The sequence below is a fragment of the Telluria aromaticivorans genome, from assembly GCF_013003915.1.
Classification (GTDB): Bacteria; Pseudomonadota; Gammaproteobacteria; order Burkholderiales; family Burkholderiaceae_D; genus Telluria; species Telluria aromaticivorans.
Genome location: NZ_JABAIV010000001.1, coordinates 281996 through 299504 on the forward strand (window position 1 = coordinate 281996; position 17509 = coordinate 299504).

Here is a 17509-nt window from a genome sequence, read left to right on the forward strand (position 1 = left end):
TTCCGGAGCGCTACGGCGCACGGGTGACAGGGTGATGACGGGATTGTTGCTAGACAAACATATTTTGCTCATTGAATCCCTTGTAGGACTATTGCCCGCAATCATGTACTGATAGACTTACAAGTTCGGCAATTCCAGCAAGGCCGGCGGCAGACGTACAGGCGCCGATACGCCAGCGCGCACCCCCGTAAGACATCCGGTGCGGGTAATAACGAATACCAGGGGTAGTTTCATGAGCAAGAAAGAGTTTCGCCTGAACCCGTCGCTGCTGGCGGCAGCGGCGGCAGGCATCATGTCCGGCAATGCGGCGGCACAGGAAGCATCGATCGGCACGACGCCGGCGGAAGTCGTGGTCACCGCCACCCGCCTGCCCACCCTGGCCTCACGCACCCCGGTCGCCATGAGCGTGGTCAGCGGCGCGCAGCTGGTCATGGAGGGCAGCGACAGTCCGGCCCAACTGGGCAAGCGCCTGCCCAACCTGCATCTCGACCAGGCCGCCGAAGGCTTGCGCATCACGATCCGCGGCGTCACCAATTCCGATTCCACCGACAAGGGCGACCCGTCGGCGGCCTTCCTGCTCGACGGCGTGTATATCCCGCGCGGGCCGGCCCAGACCTTCGCCTTCCTCGATGTCGACCGCATCGAAGTGCTGCGCGGCCCGCAGGGCACGCTGTATGGCCGCAATACCACGGCCGGCGTCATCAACGTCATCTCGAATGCACCGACCGCGCGCTTTGACGCCAGCGCCGGCGCCGAAGCCGGCAGCTTTAACAGCCGCAAGTTCAATGCCACCGTCAACGTGCCGGTCAGCCCTGCGCTGGCCCTGCGCGCCGCGGTTGCCGGCCAGCGCCACGACAGCTACCTGCACAATGCCCAGGGCACCCCGTACGAACTGGGCCTGGACCGCGGTGAGCGCAGCGCGCGCCTGTCGGCCCTGCTCGCGCTCGGCCAGGATGCCGCGCTATTGGTGCGCTACGACCATGGCCGCGCCTCCGAGAACAACGACCGCTTCGTCCCCGACACCAACTTCTATGACGGCATCTCGACCGGCACCCCGAACTGGCGCGCGGGCAGCACCGACCAGCGCCTGACCAATGCCTTCCGCCCGCCCAACACGGTGCCGGAACAGGGCTATAACGAGAAGCGCGCGCGCGGCCTCGGCGCGCAGCTGGAATGGAAGCTTGGTGCGGCCACGCTCACCTGGCTCGGTTCGCACCGGCGCTTCGACCAGGACATGCTGGTCAACTATTACTACCGCGTGGCACCGGGTTTCGCGCTGGGCGTGCACAACCTGTACACCGGCAAGAACCAGGCCGACTCGCACGAGCTGCGCGTCTCGACCGATGCCGCGCGCGCACTGAGCGGCCAGGCCGGCCTGTACTATTTCAGCGAAGAGTCGCACACGACCTATAGCTTCCGCGGCCTGCAGCTGCTTGGCCTGCCGCCCTATTACGTGTTTCCTTCCGGCCCGACCAAGGCCGACAGCCGCGCCGTCTTCGGCCAGCTGACCTGGCGCATGACCGACCGGGTGCGCGCCACCGCGGGCGCCCGCAGCACCCACGACGACAAGTCGCGCATCGGCTCCACCAACTTCCAGCTGGCCGCGGCCTTCAATCCGGCCACCGACACCCGTTTGCTGAACGCGGCGCAGATCGAGACCAGCAAGACCACCTGGCGCCTCGGCCTGGACGCCGACATTGGCGCCAGCACCCTGGCCTGGCTCAGCATCGCGACCGGCTACAAGGCCGGCGGCTTCAATGACGGCTGCGCGGCCGGCAGCACCGCGCTGGGCATCGGCTGCCCGCCAGCCATCGCCGTGCCTGCCTCCACCCTGTTCTACCAGCCGGAGACCCTGCGTTCGATCGAGATCGGCAGCCGCACCCGCTTGTGGGATGGCCGCGCGACGGTCAACGCCGTGGCCTTCGACTACGACTACACCAACCTGCAGCTGTCCGGCGTTGCCGTCCTGCAGGGCGCGCCGCGCTTCGTGACCAGCAACGCGGGCGTCGCCAGCGTCAAGGGCCTGGAGCTCGACGGCACGGTGCAGGTGCTGGAGCGCGGCAGCCTGGCCTGGAGCCTCACACTGCTCGACGCCCATTACGACGTCTACTCCCCGGATGGCGTGCGCTCCTGGGCCGGCCGCAAGCTCGACCGCGCACCCAGCCGGGTCGCCACCCTCGGCTACGACCACCGCTTCACCCTGGGCGGCGGCCAGCTCACGGCGGGCATGTTCGCACGTGCCAGCAGCGAGTACGTGATCGCCGTCCCGAGCCAGGGACTGAGCTACCGCATCCCGTCGCACACCAGTACCGACCTGCGCCTCGGCTGGCAGCCGCAGGGCGCGCCCTGGAGCGTGCTGGCGCGGGTACGCAACCTCGAAGACAAGGTCAGGCCAATCGCGATCGACAGCTTCGGCATGACCACGCCGAGCGACCCGCGCACGGTCGACCTGCGGGTCGACTACCGGTTCTGACGCACAGGCACCATCCGACAACATCACCGGCGCTTGCAGCGCGCAGAGAGGAAACACCGATATGCAGTCACCGAAGCTTTTGTCCCGCATTGCCGGCGCGGCGCTGGCCGCCTTCCTCCTGAGCTTGCTGCTGCGCGGCTGGAGCGGGATGACGCACCTGGTCGTGGCGAGTTCCATCCTGATGTTTGCCTGCTGCTGGGCCAGCGCCGCCCACCTGCTGGGCGCGCGTGCCGCGCTGCGCTTCGTGGGGATCGCGGTGTCTATCGGCTGGCTGGCCGAACAGCTGGGGACCTCGTATGGCTGGTTCTTCGGCAGCTATACCTATACCGATGTGCTGGGCCCGCGCGTGGGCGAAGTGCCTTTCGTGATTCCCCTGATGTGGTTTGCGCTGAGCTATGTGGGCTATGTGCTGGCCAACCTAATCGTGTGGCAGGCGCCTTCGGACGGCGCCGCGCCGCTGGGCCAGTCCATCACCATGTCGCTGCTGGCCGCGCTGATCGTCACCGCCTACGACCTCGGGGCCGACCCCTACATGGTCTACAAGCTCAAGGCCTGGACCATGACGATGAAGGACGGCTACTGGTTCGGCGAGACCCTGCAGGGCTTTGCCGGCTGGATGCTGGTGTCGTTTGCTATCGTGTTCCTGTTCCGCCTGAGCCTGCGCAAGGCCGCTGCGACACCATCGTCGCATTCCGTAGACGACGTGCTGGTGCCGCTCGGCCTGTATGGCGGCCTGATGCTGTTCCAGGTGGCCCTCGGCGACCCGGTGGAAACCCGGACAATCGCCTTGTTCGCCATGGGCATCCCGCTGCTGTCGGCCCTGTCCGGCATGGGACGCTGGCGCAGCGCGCACGGCGCCGTGGTGAGCGCGGCGTGAAGCGCGACCTGCCGACGGACCTCCCGTCCGACCTCAGTGCCCAGGCCCGCCCCGCCATGCGGGCCGACCCGCTGGCCGACGACACGATCGCCCGCATCCTGGCAGGCGCCGACCTGCCGGAGATGGCGCGCCGCATCGGCGCAGTCAACCGCGAACTGGCTGGCTGGGACAGCAACGGTGTGCTGGTCGATTGGTGCGCGAGCAGCGCATGCGACCCGGAGATCGCCGCGGCACTCGAAGCCTATGTGCGCGATGCGCGCACCCTGCCCGCCTGGGCCGAAGCCGCCGCCATCGCGCGCGCCGAGGCCAGCTTCATGGACACCAGCATGCTGTCATGCACCCTGCTGTTCTGCGCCAGCCTGCCCGAATGCTATGTGCTGCCCGACCTGTCGGCAGTGCTGCACGTGGCCGGCGGGCTCGAACAGCATACCGACTACCGCATCCGCTCCACCGCCGCCATGATCTTCCCGGTCTTGCTGCGCGGCGGCCTGGAAGCGCCGGCGGGCGGCGGCGTCGCCCAGGCCATCAAGGTGCGGCTGATCCACGCGACCATCCGCCACCTGATACTGCGTGGTGCGCCGCCTGCTGCCACGCAAGCCATCCGGCCCTTGCCGCCGCAGGCGCCGGCCGGCCCCGGCATGTATGCGGCGCTGTACGCGCGCGGCTGGGACACGGGGCGCGACGGGCTGCCCTGCAACCAGGAGCAGCTGGCCTACACGCTGCTGACCTTCGGCTACGTCTTCCTGCGCGGCCTGCGTTCGCTCGGACTGACCCTGCCGCAGGCCGACGAGCAAGCCTGCCTGCATGCCTGGAACGTGCTGGGCCACGTACTCGGAATCGAACAGGCCTCGATGGCCTCGACGATGAGCGAAGCGGCCGTGCTGTTCGATGGGCTGCAGGCGCGCGGCCGGCGCGTGGACATGGCGCATGACCCGCGCCCGCAACTGGCCGCCGCCCTGATGCAGGAAATGGCACGCGAAATTCCGCTGCGCCCCCTCAAATCCTTCCCGGTCCTGCTGACGCGCCACCTGTGCGGCCCGGCGGTCTCCAGCGATCTGGGACTGACCCAGCGCGTGGCGCTACCCGTGCGTGCGCTGTTCGCCTTCGGCCTTGGCGCGACCCGCCTGTTCGATGCGCTGGTGCGCCTGGCGGTACCGGGCTTTTCGATCACGCGCATGGTCACGCGCGCGTTCGGCTACCGGCTGGTGACGCGCTTCCTGATGGACCAGACCCGCCCGCTCAAGCTGCCCGATGCCCTGCTGGGCCAGGTCGCAGCGGTGACCGCGGGCTGGAAACATGACCCGCAAGCCCCGCGCTGGGTCAACCGGTTTGAGGCCCGCCTGGCCGGACGGCCGGCGCCGCAGAAAGGACAAGCATGAACCGCACCGCTCGCCGACCGTACGACCTGTTGCGATCCTGGGCCGCCGCGCAGCTGTTTGCCTTGCTGACACTCTTCGTGTTGCTGGTGCCGCCGGCGCAGGCTGCCGCGACATCCGAACCACTGACGCTGGGCGCCGGGATCGACAAGGTCGAAGCCTGGCCCTCGCTGTCGGTGCTGAACGACCCCGAGGGCAAGCTCGATGCCGCCGCGGCCCTGGCCGCCGCGCCACGCTACACCCGGCCGCAGTCGGCCCATGCCACCCTCGGCGTGCAGCGCGGCGTGGTCTGGATGCGCATCCCCATCGTGGTGCCCGCCGACGCGCCGGATACCTGGGTGCTGGCGGCCGACTTCGGCCTGATCGATCGCATGGACGCCTACGTCGAGAGTGGCGGCAAGCTGCGCCACGTGGCCCTGACCGGCAAGAACCAGCCCGGCGCCGGCAGTGCGCTGGGCGGCCCCTCGCCCGCCCTGGCGGTGCGCTTCGCCCCCGGCATGGCGCACACCGTGCTGCTGCGCGTCGATACCGAGGGCCCGAAGATTGTCCCGGCCACCTTCTGGCAGCCCAACGCCTTCCACGGCGCCTCGCTCACCGAGCAGCTGCTGCAGGGGATGCTGTTCGGGCTGGGCTTCACGATGTTCCTGTATAGCCTCGGCCAGTGGATCAACCTGCGCGATGCGCTGTTCGGCAAGTATGCCTTGCTGGTCGGCGGCGTCACCCTGTATTCGGCCTGCTGGTTCGGCATCGCGAACCAGTATTTCTGGCAAGGGAACGTGTGGCTGAACCTGCACGCGGCCGGCATCCTGTCGCTCACCGCCTCCTGCGGCGCCTACCTGTTCATCGATCACCTGCTCACGCGGCCCGGCAAGGACCGCATCTTCAGCCGCCTGATGCGTACCGGGGCTGCCATTTGCGTCGTATGCGCGGTCGCTTTCGGCGCGGGCCTGATCGGCCACAAGACCCTGGTGGTGGTGGTCAGCAGCCTGGGCATCATGCCGATGCTGCTCGGCCTGCCGGGCGCCTACCGGCGTACGCGCAGCGGGGACTCGGTCGGCACCTACCTTCTGGTCGGCTGGGCGGTCAGCTTCGCGGCGGCGCTGATCTCCTCGCAGATGATCAACGGCACGCTGCCGGCCAATTTCTGGACCATGCACGCGCTGCAGTTCGGCGCCACCTTCGACATGGTCGTGTTCATGCGCATCCTCGGCCTGCGCACCCAGGCGATGCAGGCGGCAATGCTGCGCGCCGAAGCCGGCACCCGCATGAAGTCGGAATTCCTGGCCAACATGAGCCACGAGATCCGCACGCCGATGAACGCGATCATCGGCATGAGCCGCCTGGCCCTGATGGCCGAAGCCGATCCGAAGCAGCGCAACTACCTCGGCAAGATCCTCGGCGCGAGCGAACACCTGCTGGGCATCATCAACGACATCCTCGACTTCTCGAAGATCGAAGCCGGCAAGCTGGCGCTCGAATCGGTCCCGTTCGCACTCGACGACCTGCTCGATCACCTGGCCAACATGCTGGGGGTGCGCCTCGAGGCAAAAGGCATCGAGCTGGTGTTCCGGGTCGGCCCGGGCGTGCCGCAGCGCCTGGTCGGCGACCCACTGCGCCTGGGCCAGGTGCTTCTGAACCTGAGCGGCAACGCGGTCAAGTTCACCGAATACGGTGAAGTCGTGGTGTCGGTCGAACTGCGCCGGCGCGAGGGCAATGCCGTGAGCTTGCTGTTCGCCGTGAGCGACACCGGCATCGGCATGAGCGAAGAGCAGCTCGCGCGCCTGTTCCAGTCCTTCAGCCAGGCGGACGGCTCGACCACCCGCAAGTATGGCGGCACGGGCCTGGGACTGTCGATTTCCAAGCAGCTGGTCGAACTCATGAAGGGCAGCATCGGCGTAACCAGCGTGCCTGGTGCCGGCAGCCGTTTCAGCTTCGAGCTGCCGCTCGAGGTCGAAGACTTGCCGGCAAGCGCTGCCGGCACGATCCAGCCCAAGGCGTCGCTGCAGCATGTGCGGGCGCTGGTGGTGGACGATTGCGCAAGCGCCCGTGCGGCCCTGGTCGAAATGCTCGGCGCCATCGGCGTGAGTGCCGATGGCGCCGGCTCGGGCGAGCAGTGCCTGGCGCTGCTGCGGCGCGCGGCTGATGCGGGCACCCCTTACCAGGTAGTGCTGATGGATTACCTGATGCCTGGCCTGGACGGCATGGAGACGATCCGCCGCATCCGCGCAGACGCCGACAACTCGCCGCCGCTGTCGATCCTGATGGTCAGCGCCTGCTCGCGCGAATCGGTGCTGCAGCAGGAAGGCGAACTGCCGCTGGACGGCTACCTGAACAAGCCGGTCGGCCCGGCCCTGCTCTATCACAGCCTGCTGCAGGTCTTGCAGCCGTGGGGCGGCACTCCTGCCAACGGCGAGCCGGCCGTGCTCCGCCTGCCCGCCATCCCCGGGCTGGACCTGCCGCGCCTGGATGGCGCGCGCATCCTGCTGGCCGAAGACAATGCCAACAACCGCGAAGTCGCGATCGACTTCATGGCTGCAGCCCGCATCCAGGTCGATGTCGCCCTGAACGGCGTGGAAGCCGTGCGTATGGCCTCCAGCGGCGATTACGACCTGGTGCTGATGGACATCCAGATGCCCGAACTCGACGGCCTGGGTGCGACCCGGCAGATCCGCTCGATCGACCGCCTGCACGACCTTCCGGTCGTCGCCATGACGGCGCATGCGCTGCCCGAAGACCGCACGCGCAGCCTGGCCGCGGGCATGAACGACCATGTGAACAAGCCGATCGACCCCGACCTGCTGTTCTGCACACTGCTCAAGTGGATCGACCCGGCGCGCCTGGCCGGGCGCAGCCTGCCGCCGGCCCTGGCTCCAGCGCCGGCGCGGGTCGACCGCGATGCGCCGCCGCTGCCGGCGATCCCCGGAGTCGACTGGCAGGCCGCGCTGGCGGGCGTGGACGGCCAGCGCAACCGCCTGGAAAAACGCGCCGGAAGCTTCTTGCGCGAATACGGCAATGCGCCTCACATCCTGCGCGAAGCCCTGGCCGCGGGCGACTACGCCCGCCTGCAGTCTCTGGCGCACAACCTGAAGTCGAGCGCGGCCTATGTCGGCGCCTTCGAACTGTCGGCCCAGGCCAACCGCGTCGAGCAAGACCTGCGCGCCGGCCAGTTCGACCTGCTGGGCGCCCGCATCCCGGTGCTGGTGCGTTCCAGCGAAACGGTGCTGAACGGCCTGGCCCGGCTGGCCGCCGTGCCGCTGGCGCAAGCCGGCGGCGCGGCCGGGCTGCCGGACGTGATGGCGCGCCTGGACAGCTTCCTGGCCGACGACGACGCGCGCGCCGAGGATGCACTGGCCGAGCTGCAGCTGCTGCTGGCCGGCACCGCGCACGCCGCAGCGCTCGACCCGATTCGGCGCGCGGTCGAGGATATCGAATACGCGGCGGCGCGCCCGCCGCTGTCCAGCCTCGCGCGCAGTCTTGAGGCCCTTAGCCTGGACGCAGCCGGGGAGACCCGCCCATGACCGGGACCGACCTGCAGAAAGTTCTGGTGGCGGATGACGACGCCATCAACCGCGACGTGCTGGGCGAACTGCTCAAGCCCGAATACACGCTGCTGCTGGCCAAGAATGGCGCCCAGGCACTGGAACGGGCCGCACGCCATGCGCCCGACCTGATCCTGCTCGACGTGATGATGCCGGACATGGACGGCTACGAGGTGCTGCGCCGCCTGCGCGCCGACCCGCAGACCGCGCACATTGCCGTGATCTTCATCTCCGGCCTGGACCGGCCAGAGGACGAAGCCAATGGACTGAAAATGGGTGCGGCCGACTACATCACCAAGCCCTTCAACCCCAGCGTGGTGATGGCGCGCGTGGCGGTTCACCTGCAGGTGGTGCGCCAGCGCCGCATGCTGGAGCGGCTCGCGAATATCGACGGCCTGACCGAACTGGCCAACCGCCGCCGCTTCGACGAAGTGTATGAACTCGAATGGCAACGCGCGCGCCGCAACGGCCAACCGCTGTCGCTGGCCCTGCTCGATATCGACTCGTTCAAGCAGTTCAACGACCGCTACGGCCACCCAGCGGGGGACCGCGTGCTGCGCGCCGTTGCACGCCTGGCGGCGGTCGGCATGCGGCGCCCGGCTGACCTGGCCGCGCGCTACGGCGGCGAGGAACTGGTGCTGCTGATGCCCGAGACCGACGCCGAAGCGGCGCGGCTGGTGGTGGCCGGCATCTGCGAGGGCATCGCGCAGCTGATGATTCCCCATGAAGCCTCGAACGTCGCGCCGGTGCTGACCGTCAGCGTGGGCGGCGCCACCCTGCTGGCGGACAGCCGCGAACTATCGGCCGAACTGTTCGAGGCGGCCGACACCCATCTCTACCGCGCCAAGCAGTCGGGACGCAACCGGATCGCCTGGCGCAACGACGTGTAGGGACTGGCGCGCGGTCAGCCGCGGCAGACCAGCCCGAAGCGGGTCGCTTCGCACCCGCGTTTCATGCAGGCCGCGGCATGGTAGCCGGCTGCACGGCACAGGCGCAGGGTTTCGGAGAGCGGCGCTTCGGCGCCGGCCTGGGGTGCCGGCTGCCCGGGCGCGGGCTGCTCGGGCGCTGCGCGCGGCGGCGCGGGACGCTGCGGCGCACGGGCATTGACGGCCTGCGCCAGCATGCGCTCGCGCTCCCTGGACGCCCAGGACAGGTCCGGCGCGGCGCGGGCTTTTTTCGGCGGCGCTGCGGCGATGCGGCGCTCGGCTTTCTTCTTGACCGGCACAGCTGCCACGCGCCGCTCGGGCGCACGCTTTGCCTTCGGCGCCGGTGCGGCGCGCGGTGGCGCGACCGCCGGCGGCGCTGCGGCGACGGGTTTCTGCGCGACGGGCTCGGGAACGACCGGCGCGGGCGCGGGCGTGGGCGTGGGCGGCAGCATCTTGAGCGGCGGTGCCGTCCAGGCAGGTTCAGGGCTGGCAGGATTGACTGCGGCAACTGGCGACGCCTGGGCCGGCACCGGCGCGGGCAGTGCGGCCGCCAGCTTGCCTGGCGTGTTTCCGGCGACGACGGCCAGGGTCGACTGGACCTGGGTCTCGCGGTACATCCAGGTGGCGGCGCCGGCCACGGCCACGATCCCGGCAACGCCCACTGCCCAACCCAGCGCCTTGCGGCCCCAGCGTTCGGTCCACGGCAGCGGATCGTCCGGCGGCGGGGTCGGCCAGTCGGGCTCGCGGCTGGAGAAGGATGCGGGCCAGGGCGGGATGCCGGCCGCGCGCGGCGGCGGCACCGGTGCAACGGGCGGCTCGGCCGGCTCGGGCGGCTCGGGTGGCGCGGCCTGTGCGGGCGGCGCGACCTCATCCGGCACCGGGTCTGCAACGCGCAAGGGCGGCAGGGTCTCGCGGCTGCGCCAGACGCCGCCGCGCGGGCGCGGCTGCGCTTCTGGTTGCGGTTCAGGCGGCGGCGCCGCAGCGCGCGGCAGGCGGTGGACCGCCGGTGCCGACGGCCCCGACTGGCTATCGTCGATGTCTTCCAACAAACGGTTCTTCATGGCGTCGACCTGCTGTGGAACAAGCCGAGTGTAGCCCAAGGCGCGCAAACCTGGGTAGTACGGTGCGGCGGGCACGCCACAAGCGCCCCCCCGTCCGCCGGCCTGGTGCTGCTCAGGCCTTGGCCTGGCGGTGGGTCACGACCCGGTAGAGATACCAGGTCAGCAGGATGCCGAAGATGATTTTCGATACCGGATCGATATATTTTCCGATCTGCTCGTAGTTACTCTCCATCAGGAAACCACCCGCCGTCAGGAAACCGGTCCAAATCAGCGAGCCGATCGTCGAGTACAGCAGGAACTGGCCCAGCGACATGCATGCCAGGCCCGCCGGCACCGAGATCAGGGTGCGGATCGCCGGGATCAGGCGTCCGAACAGCACCACCGAGCGGCCGTGGCGGTCGAAAGCGGCAATGGCCTTGTCGACGTCTTCCGCCGTTACCGTCAGCCAGCGCGCGTGGCGGTCGGCAAATTTCTTCAGGCGCTCCTTGCCATAGATCCTGGCGCCGTAATACCAGGGCAAGGCGCCGGCGATCGAACCGGCCGTGCCGGCGATCAAGACCCCGGCCAGGCTCAGGTCGCCGCGTGCGACCACGAAGCCGGCGAAGGGCATGATCAGTTCCGATGGAATGGGAGGGAAGATGTTTTCCAGGGCCATCAGGACAAAGACGCCCAGGTAGCCGGCGGTTTCGAGGAATTCGGTAATGAACTTGAACATGAGGGTAAGGCTCCACTGACAGTGCAAGCCAAAAGATACCAGCTTGCCATGAATGCTTGCGCCCGCCAGAGGCGACCGGGACAACAACGGTCAATGGCAGAGTTGCCACAACTTCGGTACCATGGGATCTTCGCCACCCATGGGAACCGCAATTGCTCAAGCTTAGCCTGGATGCACTCGAGATCGTCGAAACCATCGCCCGCAAGGGTTCTTTCGCCGGCGCCGCGAAGGAATTGTTCCGGGTGCCCTCCACCATCTCGTACACGGTGTCCAAGCTCGAGGACGACCTGGGGGTGCGCCTGTTCGACCGCTTCGGCCCGAAAGTGGCCCTGACCGCGGCCGGCAAGGAACTGCTCAAGGAAGGCCGCTACCTGCTGCGCGCCGCCGGCGACCTGGAGTCGCGCGTGCGCCGCGTTGCCTCCGGCTGGGAGACCGAGCTGGCCATCGGCATGGATTCGATGCTGGGCCCTTCTAGCCTGCAGCCGGACATCGAAGCCTTCTACGCCGTGGCCGACCAGACCCGCCTGCGCCTGGTGCGCGAAGTGCTGTCCGGGACCTGGGACGCGCTGCTCGATCGCCGCGTCGACCTGCTGGTGGGCGCGGCCGGCGAAGGCCCGTCCGGCGGCGGCTATACGGCCGAACCGATCGGCGCCAGCGCCTTCGTGTTTGCGGTGGCCCCAAGCCACCCGCTGGCCGCCGCCGGCCATCCGCTCGACAAATCCGACCTGCTGCCCTACCGCGCGGTGGCGGTCTCGGACTCAGCGCGCCAGCTTGGCACACGTACCGTGGGCCTGCTGTTCGGGCAGGACAGCCTGGCGGTGCCGGACATGGAAACCAAGTACGCCTTCCAGCTGCAGGGGCTGGGCTTCGGCTTCCTGCCCGAAGCCTGGGCCCGGCCCGCGATCGAGGCCGGGTTGCTGGTCGAAAAATCGGTGGTCGAGCCCAAGCCCGACGAAACCTTCTATCTCGCCTGGCGTAGCGGCGAGGAAGGCGCCGCGCTCACCTGGTGGCTGCGGCGCATGCGCGAGGACTCGCCGTTTGCGCGCATGATCGCGCGGCCCTGCGTGCAGGTGTATGGCTGAAGCCCTCGCCGAGGTTCAGGCCGGGCGGGCGAAATACACGAAGGTACTCTTCGGATAGACGTGGCGGTAGACCGGCCGCGCCAGCCGCTTGAGCGCCGCCTTCGGCTCCAGCCAGCCCGAACTGCTGTTATACAGCTTGCGCAGCGAGGGGCGCAGCGGCGCCAGCCCGGCCTCCTTGCCCATCGCGACCAGCGAAGCATGGGTGAAGGCATTGATGTGTTCGAAAGGCGCGATCGGCATGATATCGTCCTTGCCCAAGGCCGCAAAGGATTTGGCGCCCAGTAGTTTGCCGATCGACTTCGCGGCATCGGGGACGCTGATCTTGACCAGGCCGCCCGGGCGCAGCGCCGCAGCGAGCTGTTTCAGCACCGTGCCCGGCTCCAGCAGGTGCTCGAATACCTGCTCGGTATTGATGAAGTGGAATTCCCGGTCGGGAAGCGCCCTGGTATCGACGATCCGGATGCCCACCGATTTCGCGTACTCGATCCGCACCTGCGACAGCTCGGCGCCGCACACGTCGACCCCGTAGGCGCCGGCCATCTTTGCCCATTCCGCCCAGCCGAAGCCGAAGTCCAGCGCCTTGAGCTCGAAGGGGCGCAGGCCGAAATGCCCGAGCATGAATTCCACCTGCCCGGCGAGGTAGCGGTAGTCGTCCAGCCCGAAGTGCGAGGCCACCAGCGCCCTCTCGGTCGCAGGCAGCCAGCGGTCGTAGATTTCCTCGATGAGCTCTGACGAAGGCACCTGGGCCTGGAAGGCCAGCCCGCAATGCCCGCATTGGGCCAGCTGGTAGTCGTAGCCGCCGAAGGCACGTTCGACCCGGCCCTCGTAGTGGTCCTGCATGTAGCGGGTGATGCCTGGGCTGTCCAGCGGCTCGCTGTGCAGCAGCTTCGCGGCGTCGCGATGGCATCCGGGACAACGCTCGCGTTTGACGAGGATCGGTTGTGTCGAGTCTGGCATGCCGCTCTCCTCTGGATCGTGGAGTAGATGTGCGTTCTTGCTCGGGACTGTCCGATAGTAGTGCAAAGACGCCGGCCATGCCAATTCGGGGCGGGCGCGCTCCAGGACGCGCCCGCTTATTGCTAGCTGACCGGCCTTACTGCGGCAGGTCGAACACCAGGATCTCGGCATCCGCCGCCCCGGCCAGCCGCACCGCATCTTCGCCACTCACCTTCAGCGCATCGCCGCCGGCGAGCTGCACGCCGTTGACCGTCGCGCTGCCGCGGATCACGTGGACATAGGCCTGGCGCCCCGCAGCCAGCGGGTGGCTGAGCGCATCGTCGCCATCCATGATGGTGGCGTAGATGGCGGCATCCTGGCGCATCGACACCGAGCCCTCGCGGCCGTCGTTCGAGGCGATCAGGCGCAGGCGGCTCCGCTTCGAGGCGGCATCGAAATGCTTCTCTTCGTAGCCGGGCGCCTCGTTTGTCGTGTTCGGCTCGATCCATATCTGCAGGAAATGCACGCCCTCTTCCTTCGAGTGGTTGAATTCGCTGTGCACCACGCCGCTGCCCGCACTCATGCGCTGCACGTCGCCGTAGCGCAGCACCGAGCCGTTGCCCATGCTGTCCTTGTGCTCCAGCGCGCCGTCCAGCACATAGGAGATGATCTCCATGTTGCGGTGGCCGTGAGACTCGAAGCCGCGGCCCGGCGTCACATGGTCTTCATTGATCACGCGCAGCGGACCGAAACCCATGTGCTTTGGATCCTGGTAGTGGCCGAAGGAGAAGCTGTGCTGGGATTTCAGCCAACCGAAGCTGGCGGCGCCGCGTTCATTGCTTTTACGTACGTTCAACATGGTGATCTCCTGAGTTTGGGGTGGACCATCGAACCCGTCGATCATGCCGGGGCTGTCTTGCTGCTTGCTGCCCGGCGCCGTTTGTTCGATGCGATGGAGTCATTATGCGCGCCGCGATCTGGCTTGAAAAACGGATAATTTGCCGGGCTTTCATCGAAATTTTCGATGATTGTCGGGCAGTTTGCCACCCTGCTGGCGTGGTGCTGGTCGGACTGATGGCTTTACCCGACGATTCGTTTGCAAGTAGCAAGATTGCGGACGGTCGCTAGTTCTGGCGTAATACATCCAAGGAACCCCCGGACGTTCCGCATGGAAGGCAATACGCATGGAACGACCCCGCATCCCCCTGGATGAAGCGCAACGGCTGGCTGCGCTGCATGCAACCACACTCCTGGGCAGTCCGCCGGAAGAGAGCTTCGACCGCATCACGCGTACCGCCGCCAGGCTGCTGCATGTGCCCATTGCGCTGGTGTCGCTGGTCGACCGCGACCGCCAGTGGTTCAAGTCGCGCACCGGGCTGGACGCGTGCGAGACCACGCGCGACATCTCCTTCTGCGCGCATGCGATCCTGGAGGACGAACCGCTGGTGGTCGCGGACGCGGGGCAGGATGCGCGCTTCGCCGACAACCCGCTGGTCACCGGCGCGCCCCACCTGCGCTTCTACGCGGGCGTGCAGCTCTACTCGATCGACCACAAGAAGCTCGGCACCCTGTGCGTGATCGATCGCGAGCCGCGCACGCTTGCCGCGGGCGAGCTCGATGCGCTGCGCGACCTCGCCCACATGGTGGAAGAACTGGTCTATCACCGCCAGCTGGCCGTGGCAGCCCAGGCACTTGGCGAAGCCTTGCAGGCAGGCGACTGCAAGCCGGGTTCCGAAGCGCGGGGCGAGTTGGCCTGGATGGTCGCCCACGACGTCCTCACCGGCCTGCCGAACCGCCAGGCCATGCTGCGCGCGATCGAGGCCAGCATCACAGGCTGGCGCGAGCACGGCAGGCCGGCGCTGGTGGCCTGCCTCAACATCGACCGCTTCAAGCATTTTAATGAACTGCTCGGCCACCATGCCGGCGACGAGATCCTGGTCGCGATCGCGCGCAGCCTGCAGGCGCTGCTGCGCGAAGGCGACATGCTGGCACGCTCCGGCAGCGACGAATTCCTGGTGCTGCTGCACGCGAGAGGCGACCATCCGGAGCCGGAACGTGCGCTGGAGCGGCTGATGGAGACCGCCAACCGCGCCATCCCTGCGCCCGGCGGCGAGATCGCGCTGACGGTGAGCATCGGCACCGCGCTGCTGCCGCGCGACGGCATCGATGCAGACGCCCTGCTGAACAATGCAGTCACCGCGATGCGCCACGCGAAAGCCCAGGGCCGGGGCGGCATCCAGCCCTTCGCGCCTGAACAGCGCACCGACCAGGGCCGCCGGCTGACCCTGGAAAGCCATTTGCGCCGCGCGCTGGCCCAGGACGAGCTGTTCGTGCAATACCAGCCGCAGGTGGACCTGCGCTCAGGCCAGCTGTCGGGCTTCGAGGCGCTGGTGCGCTGGCGCCATCCGGAATTCGGCACCATCGGGCCCGACGAATTCATTCCTATCGCCGAAGAGACCGGCCTGATCGTGCCGATCGGCGAATGGGTGCTGCGCACGGCGGTGACACAGCTGGTGGCCTGGCGCGAGGAGGGATTGCCGCTGGTGCCGATGGCCGTCAACCTGTCGGCCCGCCAGTTCCTGCAAAGCGATGTGCTGGGCACGATCCGGCGGCTGCTGGAAGAAACCGGCATGGCGGCGGAATCGCTGGAACTGGAACTGACCGAGAGCGTGTCGATGGCCGACCCGGCGCGCAGCATCGTGGTGATGCAGGGCCTGGGAGACCTGGGCCTGAGCCTGAGCATCGACGACTTCGGTACCGGCTATTCGAGCTTCACCTACCTCAAGCGCCTGCCGATCGACAAGCTCAAGATCGACAAGTCCTTCGTGCAGGACATGGCGCACAGCGCCGAGTCGAATGCCATCGTGCAGGCGATCGTGGCGATGTCGCACCGGCTGCAGTTGCGCGTGATTGCGGAGGGCGTGGAAACGGCAGACCAGGTGGCGGCGCTGCGCAAGGCCGATTGCGACCAGATCCAGGGGTATTATTATTCGCGGCCGCTAGCGGCGCAGGATTGTGCGGCGTTTATCCGGCGGTTTGGCGTGGAGAGTACCGGCAGGAGTGGCACCGTCGTCGACTCGTAGGGTGGGCAGGTTCCCTGCCCGCGCGTTCAAATTACGTTCGCAGGCCAGAAGCGCGCATCAGTGTCGCAAGCGCTTGTTGAACGCGTGGGCAAGAAACCTGCCCACCCTACGATGCGCGGCAGATCAGGCGCTGACCGACTGGCGTTCGGTACTGGCCAACGCATTACTGCGCTCCACCTGCTGCCGGAAAAAGAACAGCCCCACCAGCATCAGCCCGATCGGCACCAGCGTCAGGTAGAACGCGAACTGCCCGTCATAGCGCCCGAACACATAGCCAGTCACCATCGACCCTGTCGTGCCGCCTAGCGCCGAGAAGATCACCAGCAGCCCGGTCATCGGCGCATGCTGGTGCTTCGGCAAAGAGCTGAGCATCACCGAATTGATGCCCGGGTAGATCGGCGCCATGAACAGCCCGATCAGCGGGAACACGAAGGCGGCCAGCGGCGCCGTGCTCCAGCCGACGTTCGGGTCGTGGGCGATGCCCTGGCTGAGCGGCAGCGCCATCATCACGGTTGCGCCCATGGCGATCACGCAAAAGACCATCACCGGGAACCAGTTCAGGCGGCGCATGATGACGCCGGCCGACAGGCGGCCGATTGCCAGGCAGAGGGCGAAGATGCTGGTCACCTGCACGCTCATCGCCGCCGGCAGTTTCAGGATCTCGTTGTTGAAGGTCGGCAGCCAGGTGCCGACGGCCTGTTCCACCAGCACGTAGAGGAAGGCCGTCATCACGAACACACAGACCAGCGGGCGCAGGAACAGGCGCAGCATGTCGAGGAAGTCCGCCACCGGCCCGCGGCTGGCGGCGGGTACTGCTTCGCTTTCGTCGAAACGCGTGAACAGCACCAGCACGAAGGTCAGCGCGCACAGCGCAGACAAGAACCAGTAGACGTTCAGCCAGCTCGTCGATGCCGGGTTATCCGAGTCGATGAAGGCGCCGAAGATCCAGTAGGCGCTCAGCACGCCCACCATGAAGAAGCCTTCCAGGCTGTTCATGATGCCGGCATGCTGCTTGCGGTCTTGCGCAACCAGGCCCACGGTCGAATACACCGAAACCTTCACCAGCGCGAAGGCCACGCCGACGCACAGGAACAGCAGCTTGGCGGTGGCAAAGGCCGGCATCAGCGGCATCGCCAGCGTGGCGCAGGCCACGATCGCGAGCGCGGCCAGCATCGCCCGCTTGTAGCCCAGGCGCGACATGCTCGAAGCGACCAGGAAGGAGACGATCGCGATCGGCAGGTCCTTGAAGCCCTCCAGCATGCTGGCGGAGGCCTTGTCGACCCCGTAGTTGTTGATGACCTGCAGGATCACCGTGCCCACGCTGTTGAGCAGGATGGCGAAGACGAAATAGATGAGGAAGAGCGCCAGCAGTATCGGGCGCTGGCTGGTTTTATTATTCACGCTGTCTCCTGAATAGTTATATTTTTGCGTGGATGAATTA

Annotated in this window: 13 protein-coding genes; 8 read left to right on the forward strand and 5 right to left on the reverse strand. The window is 67.6% G+C overall.

Annotation, left to right across the window (positions count from 1 at the left end; translation table 11 throughout):
- The first annotated feature begins 232 nt into the window (after positions 1-232).
- The 5 genes from HGB41_RS01375 to HGB41_RS01395 all read left to right on the forward strand — a co-directional run bounded on the left by HGB41_RS01375 (position 233) and on the right by HGB41_RS01395 (position 9155).
- Positions 233-2473 (forward strand): TonB-dependent receptor, encoded by a 2241-nt coding sequence (locus tag HGB41_RS01375; protein ID WP_171080346.1) that lies wholly within the window; start codon positions 233-235, stop codon positions 2471-2473.
- Positions 2474-2534: 61 nt separating this feature from the next.
- Positions 2535-3350: a carotenoid biosynthesis protein gene (locus HGB41_RS01380; protein WP_171080348.1), complete on the forward strand. Its 816-nt coding sequence runs from the start codon at positions 2535-2537 to the stop codon at positions 3348-3350.
- Positions 3347-4729, forward strand: coding sequence for an oxygenase MpaB family protein (locus HGB41_RS01385; RefSeq protein ID WP_371868413.1), 1383 nt, complete (start codon positions 3347-3349; stop codon positions 4727-4729). The genes HGB41_RS01380 and HGB41_RS01385 overlap by 4 nt, the downstream gene beginning before the upstream one ends.
- Positions 4726-8244 (forward strand): hybrid sensor histidine kinase/response regulator, encoded by a 3519-nt coding sequence (locus tag HGB41_RS01390; protein ID WP_171080351.1) that lies wholly within the window; start codon positions 4726-4728, stop codon positions 8242-8244. The genes HGB41_RS01385 and HGB41_RS01390 overlap by 4 nt, the downstream gene beginning before the upstream one ends.
- Positions 8241-9155 (forward strand): diguanylate cyclase, encoded by a 915-nt coding sequence (locus HGB41_RS01395; RefSeq protein WP_171080353.1) that lies wholly within the window; start codon positions 8241-8243, stop codon positions 9153-9155. Before HGB41_RS01390 ends, HGB41_RS01395 begins: the two co-directional genes overlap by 4 nt.
- A gap of 14 nt (positions 9156-9169) precedes the next feature.
- Here HGB41_RS01395 and HGB41_RS01400 read toward each other — a convergent pair whose 3' ends face one another.
- Together HGB41_RS01400 and HGB41_RS01405 are read right to left on the reverse strand one after the other, a co-directional pair.
- Complete coding sequence (locus tag HGB41_RS01400; protein ID WP_171080354.1) at positions 9170-10252, reverse strand: hypothetical protein; 1083 nt, start codon at positions 10250-10252, stop codon at positions 9170-9172.
- Positions 10253-10364: 112 nt separating this feature from the next.
- Complete coding sequence (locus HGB41_RS01405; RefSeq protein ID WP_171080356.1) at positions 10365-10967, reverse strand: DedA family protein; 603 nt, start codon at positions 10965-10967, stop codon at positions 10365-10367.
- A gap of 152 nt (positions 10968-11119) precedes the next feature.
- Here HGB41_RS01405 and HGB41_RS01410 point away from each other — a divergent pair, with 152 nt between their 5' ends.
- Entirely contained in the window at positions 11120-12049 is a 930-nt protein-coding gene (locus HGB41_RS01410; protein WP_171080358.1) for a LysR substrate-binding domain-containing protein, read from the forward strand.
- A 15-nt stretch (positions 12050-12064) separates the two neighbouring features.
- Here the strand turns inward: HGB41_RS01410 and HGB41_RS01415 are convergent, their stop codons facing one another.
- Both HGB41_RS01415 and HGB41_RS01420 read right to left on the reverse strand, forming a co-directional pair.
- Positions 12065-13006 (reverse strand): class I SAM-dependent methyltransferase, encoded by a 942-nt coding sequence (locus tag HGB41_RS01415; RefSeq protein WP_171080360.1) that lies wholly within the window; start codon positions 13004-13006, stop codon positions 12065-12067.
- 136 nt (positions 13007-13142) lie between these two features.
- On the reverse strand, positions 13143-13844 hold the full coding sequence (locus HGB41_RS01420; RefSeq protein WP_171080362.1) for a pirin family protein: 702 nt from the start codon (positions 13842-13844) through the stop codon (positions 13143-13145).
- 104 nt (positions 13845-13948) lie between these two features.
- Here HGB41_RS01420 and HGB41_RS01425 point away from each other — a divergent pair, with 104 nt between their 5' ends.
- A complete protein-coding gene (locus HGB41_RS01425; protein ID WP_171080364.1) occupies positions 13949-14113 on the forward strand; it encodes a hypothetical protein in 165 nt (54 codons plus the stop codon).
- Positions 14114-14169: 56 nt separating this feature from the next.
- Complete coding sequence (locus HGB41_RS01430; RefSeq protein ID WP_171080366.1) at positions 14170-16068, forward strand: putative bifunctional diguanylate cyclase/phosphodiesterase; 1899 nt, start codon at positions 14170-14172, stop codon at positions 16066-16068.
- A 123-nt stretch (positions 16069-16191) separates the two neighbouring features.
- Here HGB41_RS01430 and HGB41_RS01435 read toward each other — a convergent pair whose 3' ends face one another.
- Positions 16192-17469 carry an MFS transporter gene (locus HGB41_RS01435; protein ID WP_171080368.1) on the reverse strand — a complete coding sequence of 426 codons (1278 nt, stop codon included), beginning with the start codon at positions 17467-17469 and terminating at the stop codon, positions 16192-16194.
- Positions 17470-17509 lie beyond the last annotated feature (40 nt).